This is a genomic window from Priestia filamentosa (assembly GCF_900177535.1).
Taxonomy (GTDB): domain Bacteria; phylum Bacillota; class Bacilli; order Bacillales; family Bacillaceae_H; genus Bacillus_I; species Bacillus_I filamentosa.
Window position 1 is genome coordinate 112,591 of the sequence record NZ_FXAJ01000007.1, and the last position, 14,495, is coordinate 127,085.

A 14,495-nucleotide genomic window follows, 5' to 3' on the forward strand; every position below is an offset into this window, starting at 1 on the left:
TATGACAAAAGTTTCGTTTTTTACCGTAACTTCCGGAAAAATCGACCTTTTACCATAATAAAAAAGTGAGGTATCTCAACCTCACTTTTTGCTTAATTATGCAAATAAGATAAAAACTTCATTACATTTGTTTCCTTTGTCAGCTTTTGAACAAAAGATGGTTGTTCACTTATATAAGACAGCTCTTGGAATAGTCTCTTTGTTACTTCTTTCCCATCGCTCTTAACCGCTAGCATGAATACAAGTGATACTTCCTCCGTTCCCCATTCAATTGGTTCTTTTAATGTCGCAATGGCAATAGCTGATTCCTTAATAAACTTAGCGTTTGCATGGGGAATGGCAATCCCGGACCCAATCGCTGTTGCCGACATTTTTTCTCTTATAATCGCATGTTCTGCATAATCTTTATCAACATAACCTTTACTATGCAAAGCTTCTGCTAACTTTTCAATTAACTGATAAGGGTGGTTCACCTCTTGTTGTAAAAACACTAAAAACGGCGTTGTGTAGTTTAACATAACAAAGTCTTTTTTTTCTTTATAATGTGTTTTATCCAGTTGCTTTATAAAATCTTCTAGTTTTTTTTCTTCTGTCCACTCTAATAACGGAGATACGACAAGGTGAGGAAGAGCGAGTTTAGGAAGGGCGATTGTAGAAATAATAAGCTCTACATCTTGATGTGACGCTAAGTACGACTCCAAATCTGCTTTCGCTATACACCCCATCACGTGAACATGACGAAATCTCCGTTCAATCTTTGTGCGTAACAACTGTGACATTCCGATTCCCATATGGCAAACAATAATAACTTTTTTAGATTTTTCTTGATAATCCAAACGTTCCATTGCGGCTTCAAAGTGTAAAGTAAGATATGCCGCTTCCTCTTCCGGAATGTAAACAGCAAGCGTCTCATTCATTTCCTCTAATACTTGAATTAGCATATCGAACATATAAGGATACATTCTTTTTATATCATGAAGCATCGGATTCGATAGCGAAAGATCATAATGCAATCGATTCAATGTTGGATATAAATGAATATGCAATCCATCAATAAGAACTGAATCCTTACTGAAATCTATTTCATTTAACTGTGACATACGTGCAATCAGATATTGAACAACCTGGGAAAGAATTAAGTTGTTTTCACTAAACTTACTCTCTCCTTCTGCTTTCTCCTGATAACGAAGCTTCCCTCCTAAAATGTGAGTTGTTAAATAGATCGCTTCTTCTTCTGGAAAACGAATCGCAAAAACCAACTCTAGCTGTTTTAAAAACTCCAACGTCCACTTGTATTCTTTTGTTTCTTTCATTATTTTAATTTCTTGTTCAGAAATTGAAATAGACTGCTTAAGTTTTATTCTCCGTATCATAAGTAACGTGTGCGTCAATAAACTTTCAAATGTATCATCTGTAAAGAACAAGGAATGCCGTTTTTGTAGCGCTTTCAATTCATTCATCACAAATTCAACTTCATGATATAGAAATTGCTTCTTAATAAATTGAATCGTAAAATCTGAATTACGAATCAAATCTGGTAATCTAGCCAACGCTTTCCTTTTATCCTTTTCATTTCCCTCAATTATCAATCCCACTCGCTGTTTGGAAATGATCGTTAATCCAAAACGACTTAACCACTTTTCAATGTTATCTAAATCTTTCTTTATGGTGGCCCGATTGACAAAATGCTCAGTAGCCATCTCCTGTGCTGTAACTGATTTTACATTCATCAACAAATTATAAGCAATCTTCAACACTCTTTCTTCATCTGATTCATACTTTGTACGATTATGAACACGATACAGTCTATTAAATAAATCTATTTTTTCAGATTCCTCAATCTCTAAGTACACCCCTAGTCCAGGTTTGCGAACAAGAAGTGCGCTCGAATACTTCGTAAGATAGTCCTCAATTGCTTTAAAGTCATTACGAATTGTTTTTTCCGAACAATTCACTCGATCCGCAAGATCTTGCACCAATACATGTTCACCAGATTCAGACAACAATAAAAACAGAACTTCCTTTTGTCTTGTATTCATTCATTTCACCTATTCCCTATATCCTTTTATTCTCTGTCCATTATTTCTCCCTATGTTTAAAGGATATCTTGCTTTCTTATAAATACTGCTTTCATTTATATGTATTTATTCTGGACGTTCATCTATATTTATACTATAGGTTATTATCTAAATACCATAACATAATAGTTGATTACCTCTACTATGGTAAATATTAGAGTACCTTTGTTTTGTCAATGATATAACTTCCTTTCCTATATTATTTTTAGTGAAATTATTAGAGAAAATTGCACATAATGCAAACTCTCTGTTATACATTCATACGTTTAACAAAAGAGAAAAAAGTCTACTGTAATTAAAGAAGAAAAAATAATAGGAGGAATTCTAATATGTCACATGAAAACTATCAATCTATTATTGAAACTCTACATGAATGTATGTCTACTTGTAATCACTGTTATGATGCCTGCTTGAAAGAAGATAATGTTAAAATGATGGCTCAATGCATTCGTTTGGATCGAGAGTGTGCAGATATTTGTGCTTATTTAGAACAAGCTTTAGGAAGAGGCACACCCTTTGTTCCTGAATTAGCTCAAGTGTGTGCAGATATTTGTGAAGCCTGTGGGACCGAGTGCAAAAAACACGATCATGATCATTGTCAAAAATGTGCAGAAGTTTGTTTCAAATGTGCAGAAGAATGCAAGAAATTAGCCTCATAAGCTAGAGATGGATATAAAACTTCTAAAAACCCCAAAAAAACTCCTATTTAAATACTAGGAGTTTTTTCTATTTTTAGCATTCTATTCATACGCTAAATTATTTAACCTAAAAATATATTTTAGGAAGTTTAAATAATATCTTTACTTTTAATCCATCACTCTAAAATAAATGTTAAAATATGTAGAAAAGACGCAAGGAGATTGTCACATGAGAGAAAATTTTACTAATACGGCTTTAATAATCATTGATGTCCAAAAAGCTTTTGAAGATGAAAAATGGGGTCCAAGAAACAACTTGCATGCTGAGGACAATATTAAACTCTTATTAAAAACGTGGAGAAAAAGAGAGTATCCAATTATACATATTCAGCATTTATCTGATAACGTTCAATCTATCTTCCATCCTAGTAAACAAAGTTCAGCTTTTAAAGATAGTGTCGTTCCAGTAAAAGATGAAACCATTTTTAAAAAGAAAGTAAACAGTGCTTTTATAGGAACTGGTCTTGAGGAACATTTAAAAGAAAATAACATAAGAAAAGTTGTCATTGTAGGATTAACAACTCCTCATTGTGTATCTACTACTACTCGAATGAGTGGTAACTTAGGATTTGAAACTTACCTAGTATCTGATGCAACGGCTGCATTTGCCATTAAAGGAGCAGACAACACCTATTATTCCGCTGAACAAATCCATGCTGTTTCTTTAGCAACTTTAGATAATGAGTTTGCTAAAGTTTTGACAACGGAAGAAGTAATACAAAAGTTAAGTTCAATTGAAACAACACAATCATAAGAGCTTAATTTCGACTATTTATGATAACAAAATGCAGTGACTAGGATCTTGCTTATAAGCAGGATAAAGGAGTGGAATCTTCTAGATAACCACTCCTTTTTCTTTTAAGAATTTCTCAAACAAAGATTTAGCCGTCCCAATCACTAATTTAATAAAAACCCTTGTATAGATCCAGATAAGGCAAATAAGGAAACCACAATGCACAAATAACCCCAAAATTCTTTTTTGTTTTTTTGTAGCTCAATGAGTCCTGTTACTAATATTAGAGCGCTCAATAATAACATAGAATATGGCATAACCTTAAAGCTTTGAGTGAGTAAGCTATATCCAGATAAAATAACAACGATTACAGATAAAAAAACTCTTAGTCCTTTCAACATCTCTGTCCTCCTCCACGATCTAGTTTCATCATATCGTTTTGTTTTATGTTCTTAAAACTAGGCTCAAATTCTTGACTAACGAGAGAAAGCATCATTCCAAGAAAGAGCATTATGTATAAAATAGGAAACAGTTCAGATGTTGCCTCCCATCGTTTCTTCCAACTTCCCCTAAAAATCTGCTATCTATACCTCCCTTCATTTTAATAAAATAAAGAAGATTTGCTTTTACTAAGGTACCATACTCCATTCGTAAACTAATCTCCCGAACTGATTTTTATTGTAGCACCTATTTATTCCCCTCTATTTTATACGAATACACTAAACAAAAGTTCTATGATTATTACATAGATAATTCCGAAAGAGGAACTTTGGTAATTCTAGTGTCTAGTTCATCTAACGTAAAATATCGTACGTAAAAAGCTGTGGAGAGGATGATTTTCAAAACGGGTTATATCTTGTCACAAAAAGAAAAAAAGCACAGTTCCGTTGATTGACAACGAGTTCGAGCTTTTTCTTTCCTTTAGATCTACCTTCTAGAACAAAGTGTAGAAGTCAGAGCTAAAGTCATATTATGGATTATCACGTTTTTTCGAGTTTTATCTTTTTTAACAAATAAATAAAGTCTTCTAGTTCCTCATTTGTGAAATCTTCAAATTTCTCATCAAAACATTCATATAGCACTTGTTTCATTTCCTTAGTAAGTTCTATTCCCTTATCCGTCATGGTAACGTATACAATTCTACGATCTGTTGTACTCCGTTCTCGAGTGATTAATCCTTTTTTAATTAACCTGTCACTAACACCTGTAATATGACTTGTTGCTACTTGAAGCTTATTCGAAATTTCCGAAACTGTCATCCTTTGATTATGTTCAAATAAAACTTTTAACACGTAAAATTCATTTAACGGTATATAATGTTTTACTATAGGTTGGATAGTTGAGCGTTTTCTCTTGATTTGTGTTCTAAAAGTTAATACTAGATCTTTTACAAGCAATTCTCTTTCTTCCACTCTCCATGCTCCTTTGTTAATCAATTAATTAAAATAAGCTTATATCTATTATATTAAATATAATGGATTTTTGCACAGATAGATTACTGAATTTGGAATTTGATGATAAATGTCTATTTGAAAAGGAGAAAATAATAGAATAAAGACAGTGTAGAATAGCAAAAATTAAGAAATTAAAAAAGCCCAAAGTCGTTAATCAACCACGAGCTTGAGCTCTTCCTTAAATTATAACGAAGGCCAAACAAAAACGTTCCTTAGCCTTTAGTTTAGGAGCCTACATTTCGTAAGCTTTCTCTGTTTAATGATACATCCTTTTTTACATATTTATTTCTAGGCCACATTACATTTTTTATAAAGCATAATAGTAAAAGCAATTGACCTCTATTTTTAAAATGAATATAGCATTGCCTTTTTATCAAAGTAATGGCAATAACCAGATATAAATTATTGAAATAAGCACATGTCTAGTTTTGCTTCTTCATTTCCCTATCTGACTTTAAAACATCTTGTATAAAAAACTGATAGGCATAATTAATAACGGCTGTAGCAATCGATAAGATGAATAACTGAAAACGAGTCATATTTACCATTTTGTAGATTTTTAATTTTTCTGCAATGCTTGTTAAAGGATAAGCAAACATATAATCAAATAAAATATTAAGGAGCATATAACGTTTAAATTTTCCATATGTTAATTTAAAAACCCAAAAGTTCGCTATAAAGAATGGCCCAAAAATAAAAGAAATATCACTTGAAAGCCTTGGAAAAATAGGCGTTTTAACTTTCCACCATGTATAACTTTTAGATAATTCACTAATTAGAGCAATCACTAATGAACTAAAAGTTAAAACAGGTAAATATCTTTTAAAAGTCAACTTATCAACCTTAAAAAGCGATAACCAAGGCAATAGAAGCACAGCAAGTAACGCTGATTTTCCTTTCACTACACAACAACTCCTATTAAAGATAAAAACCTTATTACTATTAAGTTAAACTAGAATTATTCTGTGCAATAAATTAAATTTGATACCCCTAAAAGGATTAGTATACGATTACTCATTTAGCTTCCCCTTTTTAGGTTGGATGTTCTATACATTTTTAGTGGTTATAATGTAACTTTTTACTACTTACATAAAATAATGACACAACAAAGTAAAAAAGGTTGTGTAAACGACATTATTTAATACCTCCTCTATACAAATTCAGGTTACATCTAACCGTTAGTGTACATAATCGTGATTTCTCGCATTAAAAAGACCTTATTAATTACTAATAAGGTCTTTTTAATGTTCCATTTATTGAAAGATACAAAACTTGCTTATTTAAAGGTTTTCGTTTCTCTAAATTCCCTTTTCATATCCATAACCCGACTTTATGCAAATAACAGGTTACTGAAGTAAATTTCGTTGAGCTAAAGCTTGATGGATACTAGAAACCACAGATAAGTCATTAAAATCGATTCCAATTTGGATGGCAGTTTGAGCAATTTCAGGTCGAATTCCTGAAAGTGTACAGGTCACACCAATTAATTTCAAAGCCTTGATTAATTGAAAGATTTGATGAGCCACCATCGTATCGATAATGAGTACTCCAGATAAATCAATTAAAAGATGATTTACTTGTTGATCTGAACATTGCTGTAAAGTATTTTCCATTACCTTCTGAGCACGATCAGTATCAATATCTCCTACAAGAGGAAGAAGAGCGAGCTCTTCACTAAGTGAAATAATCGGAGAACTTAATTCATGAATCATATCTTTTTGAGCAGCTAGACGTTCTTCCGCATATTTATAGCTTTCTTTTGAAAAAGCTAAAATCACACGATTAAAATTTTTAATAATCTTACGGTTCCATCCATCAATCGTTTCTTGAGAATAGGTCTCTTTGCTCGTTTTTACGAATTCTTGTATGTAATCTAGATACTGTTCTTGATTATTAAAGAACTCTCGCAATATTAAGTGAGTTGGTGTATGTTGATGTTCTTCTTCCCGAGAAGTTTCATAAATCCATTTATCGAAAGCAGATAAAAATTCCTTTTTTGAACATGATTCATCAAAGACTCTACAAAAACGTAAATGAAACTCATAATTTTGGTTCTTTACCATTTCAACGACTTCAGGATCATCAGATGCATACACGCCAGATGAATGATCTTTGTCTAGAGCTTCATACCATTGTTCAGTCAATAGGCGTGTTCTTTCTAATAAAAAATGATATAGTTGATTGTTTTCATACATTTCTACATACTCTCCTCATTTTATTTCTTTCTAAAAACCTTAAACATGTATTAAGTATATATGTTTTCAACTATTTTCACCAACTATAAGAGGATAGCTTATAATAAAAGCCCCTCGTTTTTTCCTTAAGAATGACAAACTAGCATAGCTAACAACAAAAAGCATAGCTAACAGAGCTATGCTTTTGTCTTCTTTTTTTAGAACTAATAAATTAGGTTATTTATTATCTTTTTTAGAAGTGATCATCTCTTGATTTGGCTTTTTCAGTCTGAATTGAGAAAGATAGTGATATACTCCATCTTCATCACATGTGAACTCCGTTACATCATCAACAATTTCTTGAATAGAAGCCGGAGCATTCTTCATTGCTACAGCATGGCTAACAAACTGAAACATTGGTAAATCATTATTACTATCCCCAATAGCAAGAATTTCATCCGCAGCCACTCCAAAATGATTTAACATCTGCTTGATCCCTGTTGCTTTATTTACATTTGCAACCATGACTTCAACATTGTGATTAGAAGAAGTAGAAGTTGTAAAATCTATTTCTTTTTTTAGTTCGTTAAGCTCATCTTTCCATTTATTAATATGTTCTTTTGTTCGTGCAAAGAAATAGAACTTCGAAAATTCACTTCCCTCAACGTGATCTTTCCAAGCAATTTCTTCTTTAAGAGCATTCTTGCGTGAAAGCCACTCATTAATTTCAACACTGTCTGGCTTTGGCTCTCGAATTTCTTCTTCCACGTATTGCTTATCTTGTTTTAATGTCATACGCTGAGCATCATATGGGAAAAGCTCATAGTACACCTTATTTTGTCTCGCTTTTTTAATAATCTTTTCTACCAACTCAAGGGAAAGAGAATGTTTAAATACAGCCTCTCCGTCTACATATCCTGCCATACCGTTTGAGGTAATACATCCATCAACTTTAAATCCTTCTGGCACTAATTCTTCTATTTCATCAAAGGCTCTTCCTGTAGCAATAAAAACAAATATTCCTTGAGCTCGCAAGTCATCAATAATTTCTTTTGTTGCCACACTCACCTTATTATAACGATTTAAAATTGTCCCATCCATGTCTAAAAATACTGCTTTAGGTTTCAAAATCATACCTATTCCCCCTATATGTAAAAAAGTTTACCTCGCAAGTATAAGCTTTTCTATTCACAACCTCAAGAAAACCAACCAGATACTGATGAAGATTTAGAGTATTCGAGAAGGAAGTTATTGTAAAGTGAGGATTTAAAAGTTATAGTTGTAGTATTCATTTCACAGAATTATCTAATCATACTGAAGGGAAAGAAGTAAAAATGAAAATCAGTCAAAAAAATGCAGAACATTACATTTGGGGAGATCAATGCGATGGATGGCGTTTAGTAAATCAAAAGGATTTAAGTGTTATTCATGAGCGTATGCCTCCTAATACTTCTGAAGTACGCCATTATCATACAAAATCTCGCCAGTTTTTCTTTGTATTAAAGGGAACTGCTACATTAGAAATAAATGGACTATTAGAAAATATAACACCACTTGAAGGAGTAGAGGTTCCTCCTCATGTTGCCCACCAAATGATGAATCGCTCTGGTGAAGATGTTGAATTTCTTGTTATTTCTCAACCAACAAGCAAAGGAAATAGAATCCAAGTTTAATCTAAGGATACTGTTCCTATATTCCCTAATTAATGTCCAGGTAAATTCTATCACAAATTATGAGTTCTAGTATGATAGGAAGAAAAAATTTAACTTTTATATGAGTTCATATTTATTTACATATTTAGCTTACTGTCTTGCAATTTCTCAAAATCTTGCTTTAACAAAGAATACATATATAAATCATCAAATTTCCCACATGTGAACTCATATTTCCTCAATAACCCTTCTCTAATAAAACCGTTTTTTTCTATTAATTTCTGTGAAGGTATATTAGGAGGCTCTACTAAAGCTTCTACTCTTTGAAGCTTTAAATATTTAAATCCATACCTTATGACAGCCTCCAATGCCTCACTCGCAATTCCATGCCCCCAATAATCTCTACTTAATTCATAACCAATTTCAGTTCGATAATGCTCGGGAACTCTATTAAGAAAGCCGCAACTCCCAATAACTTCATCTTTTCCTTTAAGAGTAATTCCCCATCTTATTCCCGTTTGTTCATTTAGTATGGATTGGTACCAGGAAATCTCATTTAAAGCCTCATTGATGGTCTTAAAAGGTGCTAAACCGTAATATTTCATTACTTCTTCATCAGACAGATATTTTAAAATATCGTTTGCATCATCTTTTACAATTTCTCTTAATAGTAGCCTATTTGTCTCAATGAATGGAAAGTTATTAACATCTCTAGTCATATAAATTCTCCCATCTCATATTTGTTCTTATCCTCTTCATTATAAGGATTTCTAAACATCTCGCATCCTAATATATAAGTTTAACTTGTTTAATCGCCGTTAGTAAAAAGTTAAGATGTGTTGATATTTAGAATCCCCAGCTGGTTCTCTCTCTTCACATACTATAAAGAGAGATGACGAAAACATAAATAAAACAACCTAGTAATAGATAAGAAATGTCAATATTGCGTTGAATGTTACCTCTTATTAGGCTGATAATTTTAACGTATATAAGTTAGTAAACTAACAGACTCCTAACTTAAGGCTTAAAAAATGGTTATTTTATACTTGATTTTAATGATTATGGAATATACTCCACTTTTAATATATTGATAAAAGAACATTTGTTCCTATATAATAGAACAAACGTTCTTTTTAAGGGGTTGTTTTCATGGATTACAAGCAGCTTCCAAACAGAGTCATTATGTGTATTGATATGAAGTCCTTTTTTGCTTCTGTTTCTTGCGTAATACGACGGTTAGATCCTTTAAAAACAAAACTTGCTGTTGTAGGAGATACAAAACGGTCAGGATCTATTGTGTTAGCCTCTACGCCGTTATTAAAAAAAGAAGGAATTCAAACAGGTTGCCGCCACCTCGATATTCCGAAAAGGAAGGATATTTATGTTGTAAATCCTTCTATGGAACGATATGTTAAAGCTTCCAATTATATTTCAAGTCTAATCTTACAATATGTTGCTCCTGAAGATTTCCATGCATATAGTATTGATGAGTTATTTATTGATGCCACAGCTTCTTTGCATCTATTTGCTCGAACACCAGACGAATTAGCTCATAAAATAATACATGAGATTTATCAAAAGACGCGGCTTGTAGCCACAATTGGAATTGGTCCAAATCTCTTACTTGCTAAAATTAGTTTAGATCATGAAGCAAAGCATAACTCAGCAGGAGTTGCTTATTGGAGATATGAAGATATTCCTTTTAAGTTATGGTCCATTCATCCAATGAAGAATTTTTGGGGAATTTCATCTGCTACAGAAAAACGCTTAAACAGGTTGGGCATTTATACGATCAAAGAACTAGCCCTATCTCCTAAAGAAATGTTAAAAAAAGAATTCGGTGTCCTAGGGGAAGAACTCCATCAGCATGCTAATGGAGTTGATTATAGTCGTATCTCAGAAATATACATTCCTCGTTCTCGTTCATTTGGGAAGAGTCAAATTTTATTTCGCAATTATACAAACCGAAAAGAAATTGAATTATTGCTATTAGAGCTATTAGATAATATATGCTTTCGCTTACGAATGCATCAAGTAGTCGCTCAAACGGTTCATTTATACATTGGTTATAGCATACAAAGGGGTAGAGGATTTTCAAGACAAAAGAAAATGGTAAGAGCCTCTAACTTAAGCCAAGATATTTCCCCCTATTGTTTAACAATCTTACATACATATGACAACGGAATGCCTATCCGCTCTATTGGCATTTCATTATCAAATACAAGCATTCAACAAGAAGAGCAAATGAGCTTGTTTGAGGATAGCAATCAGCGCGAAAAAGCGTATGCATTAGCCAAAACGATTGATGAGATTCGTCTTCGTTATGGGAAGAATAGTCTTCTGCGCGCTTCAAGCTCTCTCGATTATTCAACCGTTCGCTACCGAAATAGCTTAATGGGAGGACATAAAGCATAAGCGCGAGACGTTATCGACTAAGCTAAACGTTGGTATTACAACGTTTCAAGCGACAAACGATGACTGTTCTTTGAAGAAACAAGCCAAGGTTACAAGAACAGGATAACTGTTCAGACAAGTGAGAGGAATGAAGGAGTAACGACCTGAAACTCTCCCAGTGAGATTCCCGACAGCATACGTTAGGCATAGCGTGATGTTGGAAGCAGGGTAAAAAATGCAATCACTATCCGAAGTGCCCTACAGGGCAACCGAAATCCATTCGGAATAATAAACCAAATGGAACTGATAAAGTATTGTATGCTGTCAACCGACATGGTGAGAATGTGTAAACACTGACGAACTTGCGAATGTACGCCTCGACATTATGACGGGTCAGAAATGATTCGGAATCTGAAAATAAGATTTGTCTAATGGATTGGAATAGTTTAAGTTGTAACAATCCTAACGTTGTTATAGGCAACGGAGCTAGGCACGGGGTATAGCAAGCACCTAAATCGGAAGTCTTATGACCTTTAAAACAATGATAGTCTGAACGGAACGTCGCAAGCTACTAACGTTGAGAGCAATCTCTATCGGTGGATATAGTTGAATATGAAACGGGCAACCGAGGGAAATATTCTTAATAGTAGTGAGAGTAGTGGCACGACCCGAGAAGGTTCTGTAATGGAACTGGAGGAACAGCCACAAGCCTATATTGTAGGAACTGAACTTTCATCTAATCTTGCATGGATTCTGGTAAGACTCAAAAGGTCACCAAAAAAAAATCAACATAAGAGTAGGTGATAGACCATGAATGACAAATCTAAGCCCACGCTAAAGGATAAGAAACTTAGATACAATGAATACTACGGTATTCAACCTGTCCTAGACACCTTATACCAAAAAGCAACCAAAGGAAATTCTTTCAAGAAACTGATGCCTACTATCACATCAGATGAAAATATACTCCTTGCTTTTCGTAACATAAAAGGAAATAAAGGGAGTAAAACATCCGCCTGTGACAACGTAAATATCAAAGATATTGAGAGAATGGAACAGAGCTATTTCTTGAATGAAGTGAAAAGACGTTTTCAAAACTACCAACCACAAAAGGTGAGACGGAAAGAAATACCTAAAACCAACGGAAAAACAAGACCTTTGGGAATACCAAGTATGTGGGATAGGATTATCCAACAATGTATTCTTCAAGTCCTAGAACCTATTTGTGAAGCACAATTTTGTAATAGAAGTTACGGATTCCGACCGAACCGAAGTGCAAAACATGCCATAGCAGATAGCACTAAAAAGATAAACCAACAAAACCTCACTTATGTGGTAGACGTAGATATTAAAGGATTTTTCGACGAAGTAAATCATGCTAAACTCATGCGCCAAATATGGACATTGGGTATACGGGATAAACAATTACTCGTCATTATCCGAAAAATATTGAAAGCCCCAGTGCAAATGCCTGACGGCACAACAATGTTTCCAACAAAAGGAACTCCACAAGGTGGAATCCTTAGCCCACTACTTGCAAACATCAATCTTAATGAATTTGACTGGTGGATAAGCAAACAGTGGGAAACATTCAAAGCCCGAAGGGTAAAACCAAGGTACAGAGATGGAATTTGGAGTAATGACCACGTAACAGGAGTCCTATCCAAATGCTCTAATATGAAACCTATGTATATCGTAAGGTACGCAGATGATTTCAAAATCTTCACAAACACACGAAACCATGCAGAAAAAATATTCAAAGCATGCAAAATGTGGCTAGAAGAACGCTTGAAATTGCATATCTCAACCGAGAAATCCAAGGTTACCAATTTGAAAAAGCAAGAGAGTGAATTCTTAGGCTTCTCTCTCAAAGCTGTAAAGAAAGGAAAACGGAAAAACGGAAAAACACGATATATCGCAGAAACACACGTATCACAAAAAGCACTGGAAAAGACGAAACAAGATTTAGCAAAACAAGTGAAAAAAATACAAAAAACCCCGAACTCTAATAAAGCAATCAAAGGAATCAGCTTATACAACAGCATTATCATCGGCAAGCATAACTATTATCGAATAGCAACGCATGTCAGTCTAGACTTCAACAAAATGGCTCTAGAACTCGACTGTATGATGTATAACCGTTTCCCTAAGCCAACAAGAAGAGGAAAAAGTAACACTAATGGATACACGAATATAGGAAAATATGAAGGAAAAGACAAAGGTATCAAACCATATCTAAAGTCTAAAATGATGAGATATCTCAAGCAGTACCCTATCCTACCAATCTCTTATATTTCACACAAAAATCCGTTGATGAAAAAGCAAGCCATTAACAAGTACACCTTAGAAGGTCGAGCCTTGATATATAAAAACTTGGCAGACATAACCGAAACAGAACTAAAATGGCTAAGAGAAAATCCAGTCATAAATGAACGAACAACTGTTGAATATAATGACAATCGAATTTCTCTTTACGTAGCTCAAAAAGGTAAATGTAGTGTAACAGGCGAGAAACTCTTGCCCTGGGAAATGCATTGTCACCATAAGCAATTATGGAGTGAGACAATGGATGACAGCTACAAAAACCTTACCATCATCAAACCAAGTGTTCATAGACTAATACACGCAACAAAAAAAGAAATCATAAACCAACTACTCAATGAACTAAAACTTAATGAGGAACAATTAGACAGACTTAACAAATTGCGAAAGCTAGTCAAAAACGGGGAAATCTGTATTGAATCACAAATTGAAGTGGAATTAAATTATGAACAACTAGCGTTGTTTGCTTAGAATTTATCATCATTAGATGGAATGAAAACTACAGCATAGGTGGACCGCGGTATGCCGTGAAAGTGGCACGTACCGTGCGGATCGGGGGAAAAGTTAGAGATAACTTCAAAAACTTACCTATCGATAATAGGAGGATAATACGATGAAAGACAGAGGAATGAAAAAATGGAGAGCTTTTGCAAGCATACCTGAACAATACATAGGCCTACAGGAAATTATATATAAGCAATTAGAAGTACCTAAGCCCCTATTAACAGAAGACCAAATGGAACAGATGAATCAAGTATTGGTAGAAGCTTTATATACTAATCAAAAAGTATATCTAACCTGCTATAAGCATGGAAAATACATCACGGAAACGGGGTTCATTCAGTTTGTTGATTCCTCTAGAGACATCTTTATATTCAATGCTGAAAGCTCTAAATTAAAAAAGAAAATAAAATTAAGTGAAGTCATTAATATTCGGTTTGTCTAAACAAAAAAGTACTTAGCATAAAATAATTGACAAAAAAATCATTT

The 14,495-nt window shown here is 33.7% G+C and carries 13 protein-coding genes; 6 read left to right on the forward strand and 7 right to left on the reverse strand.

The genetic code is table 11. The features are described from left to right. Positions 1-92: 92 nt before the first annotated feature. Positions 93-2,039 (reverse strand): BglG family transcription antiterminator, encoded by a 1,947-nt coding sequence (locus tag B9N79_RS20845; RefSeq protein WP_085118907.1) that lies wholly within the window; start codon positions 2,037-2,039, stop codon positions 93-95. A gap of 368 nt (positions 2,040-2,407) precedes the next feature. Here B9N79_RS20845 and B9N79_RS20850 point away from each other — a divergent pair, with 368 nt between their 5' ends. Together B9N79_RS20850 and B9N79_RS20855 are read left to right on the forward strand one after the other, a co-directional pair. Next, entirely contained in the window at positions 2,408-2,737 is a 330-nt protein-coding gene (locus B9N79_RS20850; protein WP_046217024.1) for a four-helix bundle copper-binding protein, read from the forward strand. A gap of 208 nt (positions 2,738-2,945) precedes the next feature. Further along, positions 2,946-3,530: a cysteine hydrolase family protein gene (locus B9N79_RS20855; RefSeq protein ID WP_019390738.1), complete on the forward strand. Its 585-nt coding sequence runs from the start codon at positions 2,946-2,948 to the stop codon at positions 3,528-3,530. 143 nt (positions 3,531-3,673) lie between these two features. Here the strand turns inward: B9N79_RS20855 and B9N79_RS20860 are convergent, their stop codons facing one another. The 5 genes from B9N79_RS20860 to B9N79_RS20880 all read right to left on the reverse strand — a co-directional run bounded on the left by B9N79_RS20860 (position 3,674) and on the right by B9N79_RS20880 (position 8,271). Then, on the reverse strand, positions 3,674-3,910 hold the full coding sequence (locus B9N79_RS20860) for a DUF3953 domain-containing protein (RefSeq protein WP_019390739.1): 237 nt from the start codon (positions 3,908-3,910) through the stop codon (positions 3,674-3,676). A 579-nt stretch (positions 3,911-4,489) separates the two neighbouring features. Then, positions 4,490-4,921: a MarR family winged helix-turn-helix transcriptional regulator gene (locus tag B9N79_RS20865; protein WP_019393471.1), complete on the reverse strand. Its 432-nt coding sequence runs from the start codon at positions 4,919-4,921 to the stop codon at positions 4,490-4,492. A gap of 464 nt (positions 4,922-5,385) precedes the next feature. Then, the gene (locus B9N79_RS20870) at positions 5,386-5,865 is read right to left on the reverse strand and encodes a hypothetical protein (RefSeq protein WP_019393470.1); all 480 of its coding nucleotides are present in this window, start codon (positions 5,863-5,865) and stop codon (positions 5,386-5,388) included. A gap of 444 nt (positions 5,866-6,309) precedes the next feature. Continuing rightward, complete coding sequence (locus tag B9N79_RS20875) at positions 6,310-7,158, reverse strand: STAS domain-containing protein (RefSeq protein WP_019393469.1); 849 nt, start codon at positions 7,156-7,158, stop codon at positions 6,310-6,312. Positions 7,159-7,374: 216 nt separating this feature from the next. Beyond that, on the reverse strand, positions 7,375-8,271 hold the full coding sequence (locus B9N79_RS20880) for an HAD family hydrolase (RefSeq protein WP_040058058.1): 897 nt from the start codon (positions 8,269-8,271) through the stop codon (positions 7,375-7,377). Between the two features lie 200 nt (positions 8,272-8,471). Here B9N79_RS20880 and B9N79_RS20885 point away from each other — a divergent pair, with 200 nt between their 5' ends. Beyond that, positions 8,472-8,810 (forward strand): cupin domain-containing protein, encoded by a 339-nt coding sequence (locus B9N79_RS20885; RefSeq protein ID WP_046217023.1) that lies wholly within the window; start codon positions 8,472-8,474, stop codon positions 8,808-8,810. Positions 8,811-8,926: 116 nt separating this feature from the next. On the opposite strand, the gene B9N79_RS20890 is transcribed toward B9N79_RS20885, so the two are convergent. Further along, positions 8,927-9,508: a GNAT family N-acetyltransferase gene (locus B9N79_RS20890; protein ID WP_046217022.1), complete on the reverse strand. Its 582-nt coding sequence runs from the start codon at positions 9,506-9,508 to the stop codon at positions 8,927-8,929. Between the two features lie 430 nt (positions 9,509-9,938). Here B9N79_RS20890 and B9N79_RS20895 point away from each other — a divergent pair, with 430 nt between their 5' ends. The 3 genes from B9N79_RS20895 (at position 9,939) to B9N79_RS20910 (ending at position 14,451) form a co-directional block, all read left to right on the forward strand. Further along, on the forward strand, positions 9,939-11,204 hold the full coding sequence (locus B9N79_RS20895; protein WP_085118909.1) for a Y-family DNA polymerase: 1,266 nt from the start codon (positions 9,939-9,941) through the stop codon (positions 11,202-11,204). 789 nt (positions 11,205-11,993) lie between these two features. Further along, entirely contained in the window at positions 11,994-13,976 is a 1,983-nt protein-coding gene (gene ltrA / locus B9N79_RS20905; RefSeq protein WP_085118912.1) for a group II intron reverse transcriptase/maturase, read from the forward strand. A 142-nt stretch (positions 13,977-14,118) separates the two neighbouring features. Beyond that, positions 14,119-14,451, forward strand: coding sequence for a YolD-like family protein (locus B9N79_RS20910; RefSeq protein WP_040058062.1), 333 nt, complete (start codon positions 14,119-14,121; stop codon positions 14,449-14,451). The last annotated feature ends 44 nt before the right edge of the window (positions 14,452-14,495 follow it).

What these genes read in the sequence shown, in the direction of transcription:
- B9N79_RS20895 (WP_085118909.1), top strand. Translation starts at nt 9,939, where the DNA reads ATGGATTACAAGCAGCTTCCAAACAGAGTCATTATGTGTATTGATATG.
- B9N79_RS20855 (WP_019390738.1), top strand. Translation starts at nt 2,946, where the DNA reads ATGAGAGAAAATTTTACTAATACGGCTTTAATAATCATTGATGTCCAA.
- B9N79_RS20880 (WP_040058058.1), bottom strand. Translation starts at nt 8,271, where the DNA reads ATGATTTTGAAACCTAAAGCAGTATTTTTAGACATGGATGGGACAATT.
- B9N79_RS20885 (WP_046217023.1), top strand. Translation starts at nt 8,472, where the DNA reads ATGAAAATCAGTCAAAAAAATGCAGAACATTACATTTGGGGAGATCAA.
- B9N79_RS20845 (WP_085118907.1), bottom strand. Translation starts at nt 2,039, where the DNA reads ATGAATACAAGACAAAAGGAAGTTCTGTTTTTATTGTTGTCTGAATCT.
- B9N79_RS20860 (WP_019390739.1), bottom strand. Translation starts at nt 3,910, where the DNA reads ATGTTGAAAGGACTAAGAGTTTTTTTATCTGTAATCGTTGTTATTTTA.
- B9N79_RS20890 (WP_046217022.1), bottom strand. Translation starts at nt 9,508, where the DNA reads ATGACTAGAGATGTTAATAACTTTCCATTCATTGAGACAAATAGGCTA.
- B9N79_RS20875 (WP_019393469.1), bottom strand. Translation starts at nt 7,158, where the DNA reads ATGTATGAAAACAATCAACTATATCATTTTTTATTAGAAAGAACACGC.
- B9N79_RS20850 (WP_046217024.1), top strand. Translation starts at nt 2,408, where the DNA reads ATGTCACATGAAAACTATCAATCTATTATTGAAACTCTACATGAATGT.
- B9N79_RS20910 (WP_040058062.1), top strand. Translation starts at nt 14,119, where the DNA reads ATGAAAGACAGAGGAATGAAAAAATGGAGAGCTTTTGCAAGCATACCT.
- ltrA (WP_085118912.1), top strand. Translation starts at nt 11,994, where the DNA reads ATGAATGACAAATCTAAGCCCACGCTAAAGGATAAGAAACTTAGATAC.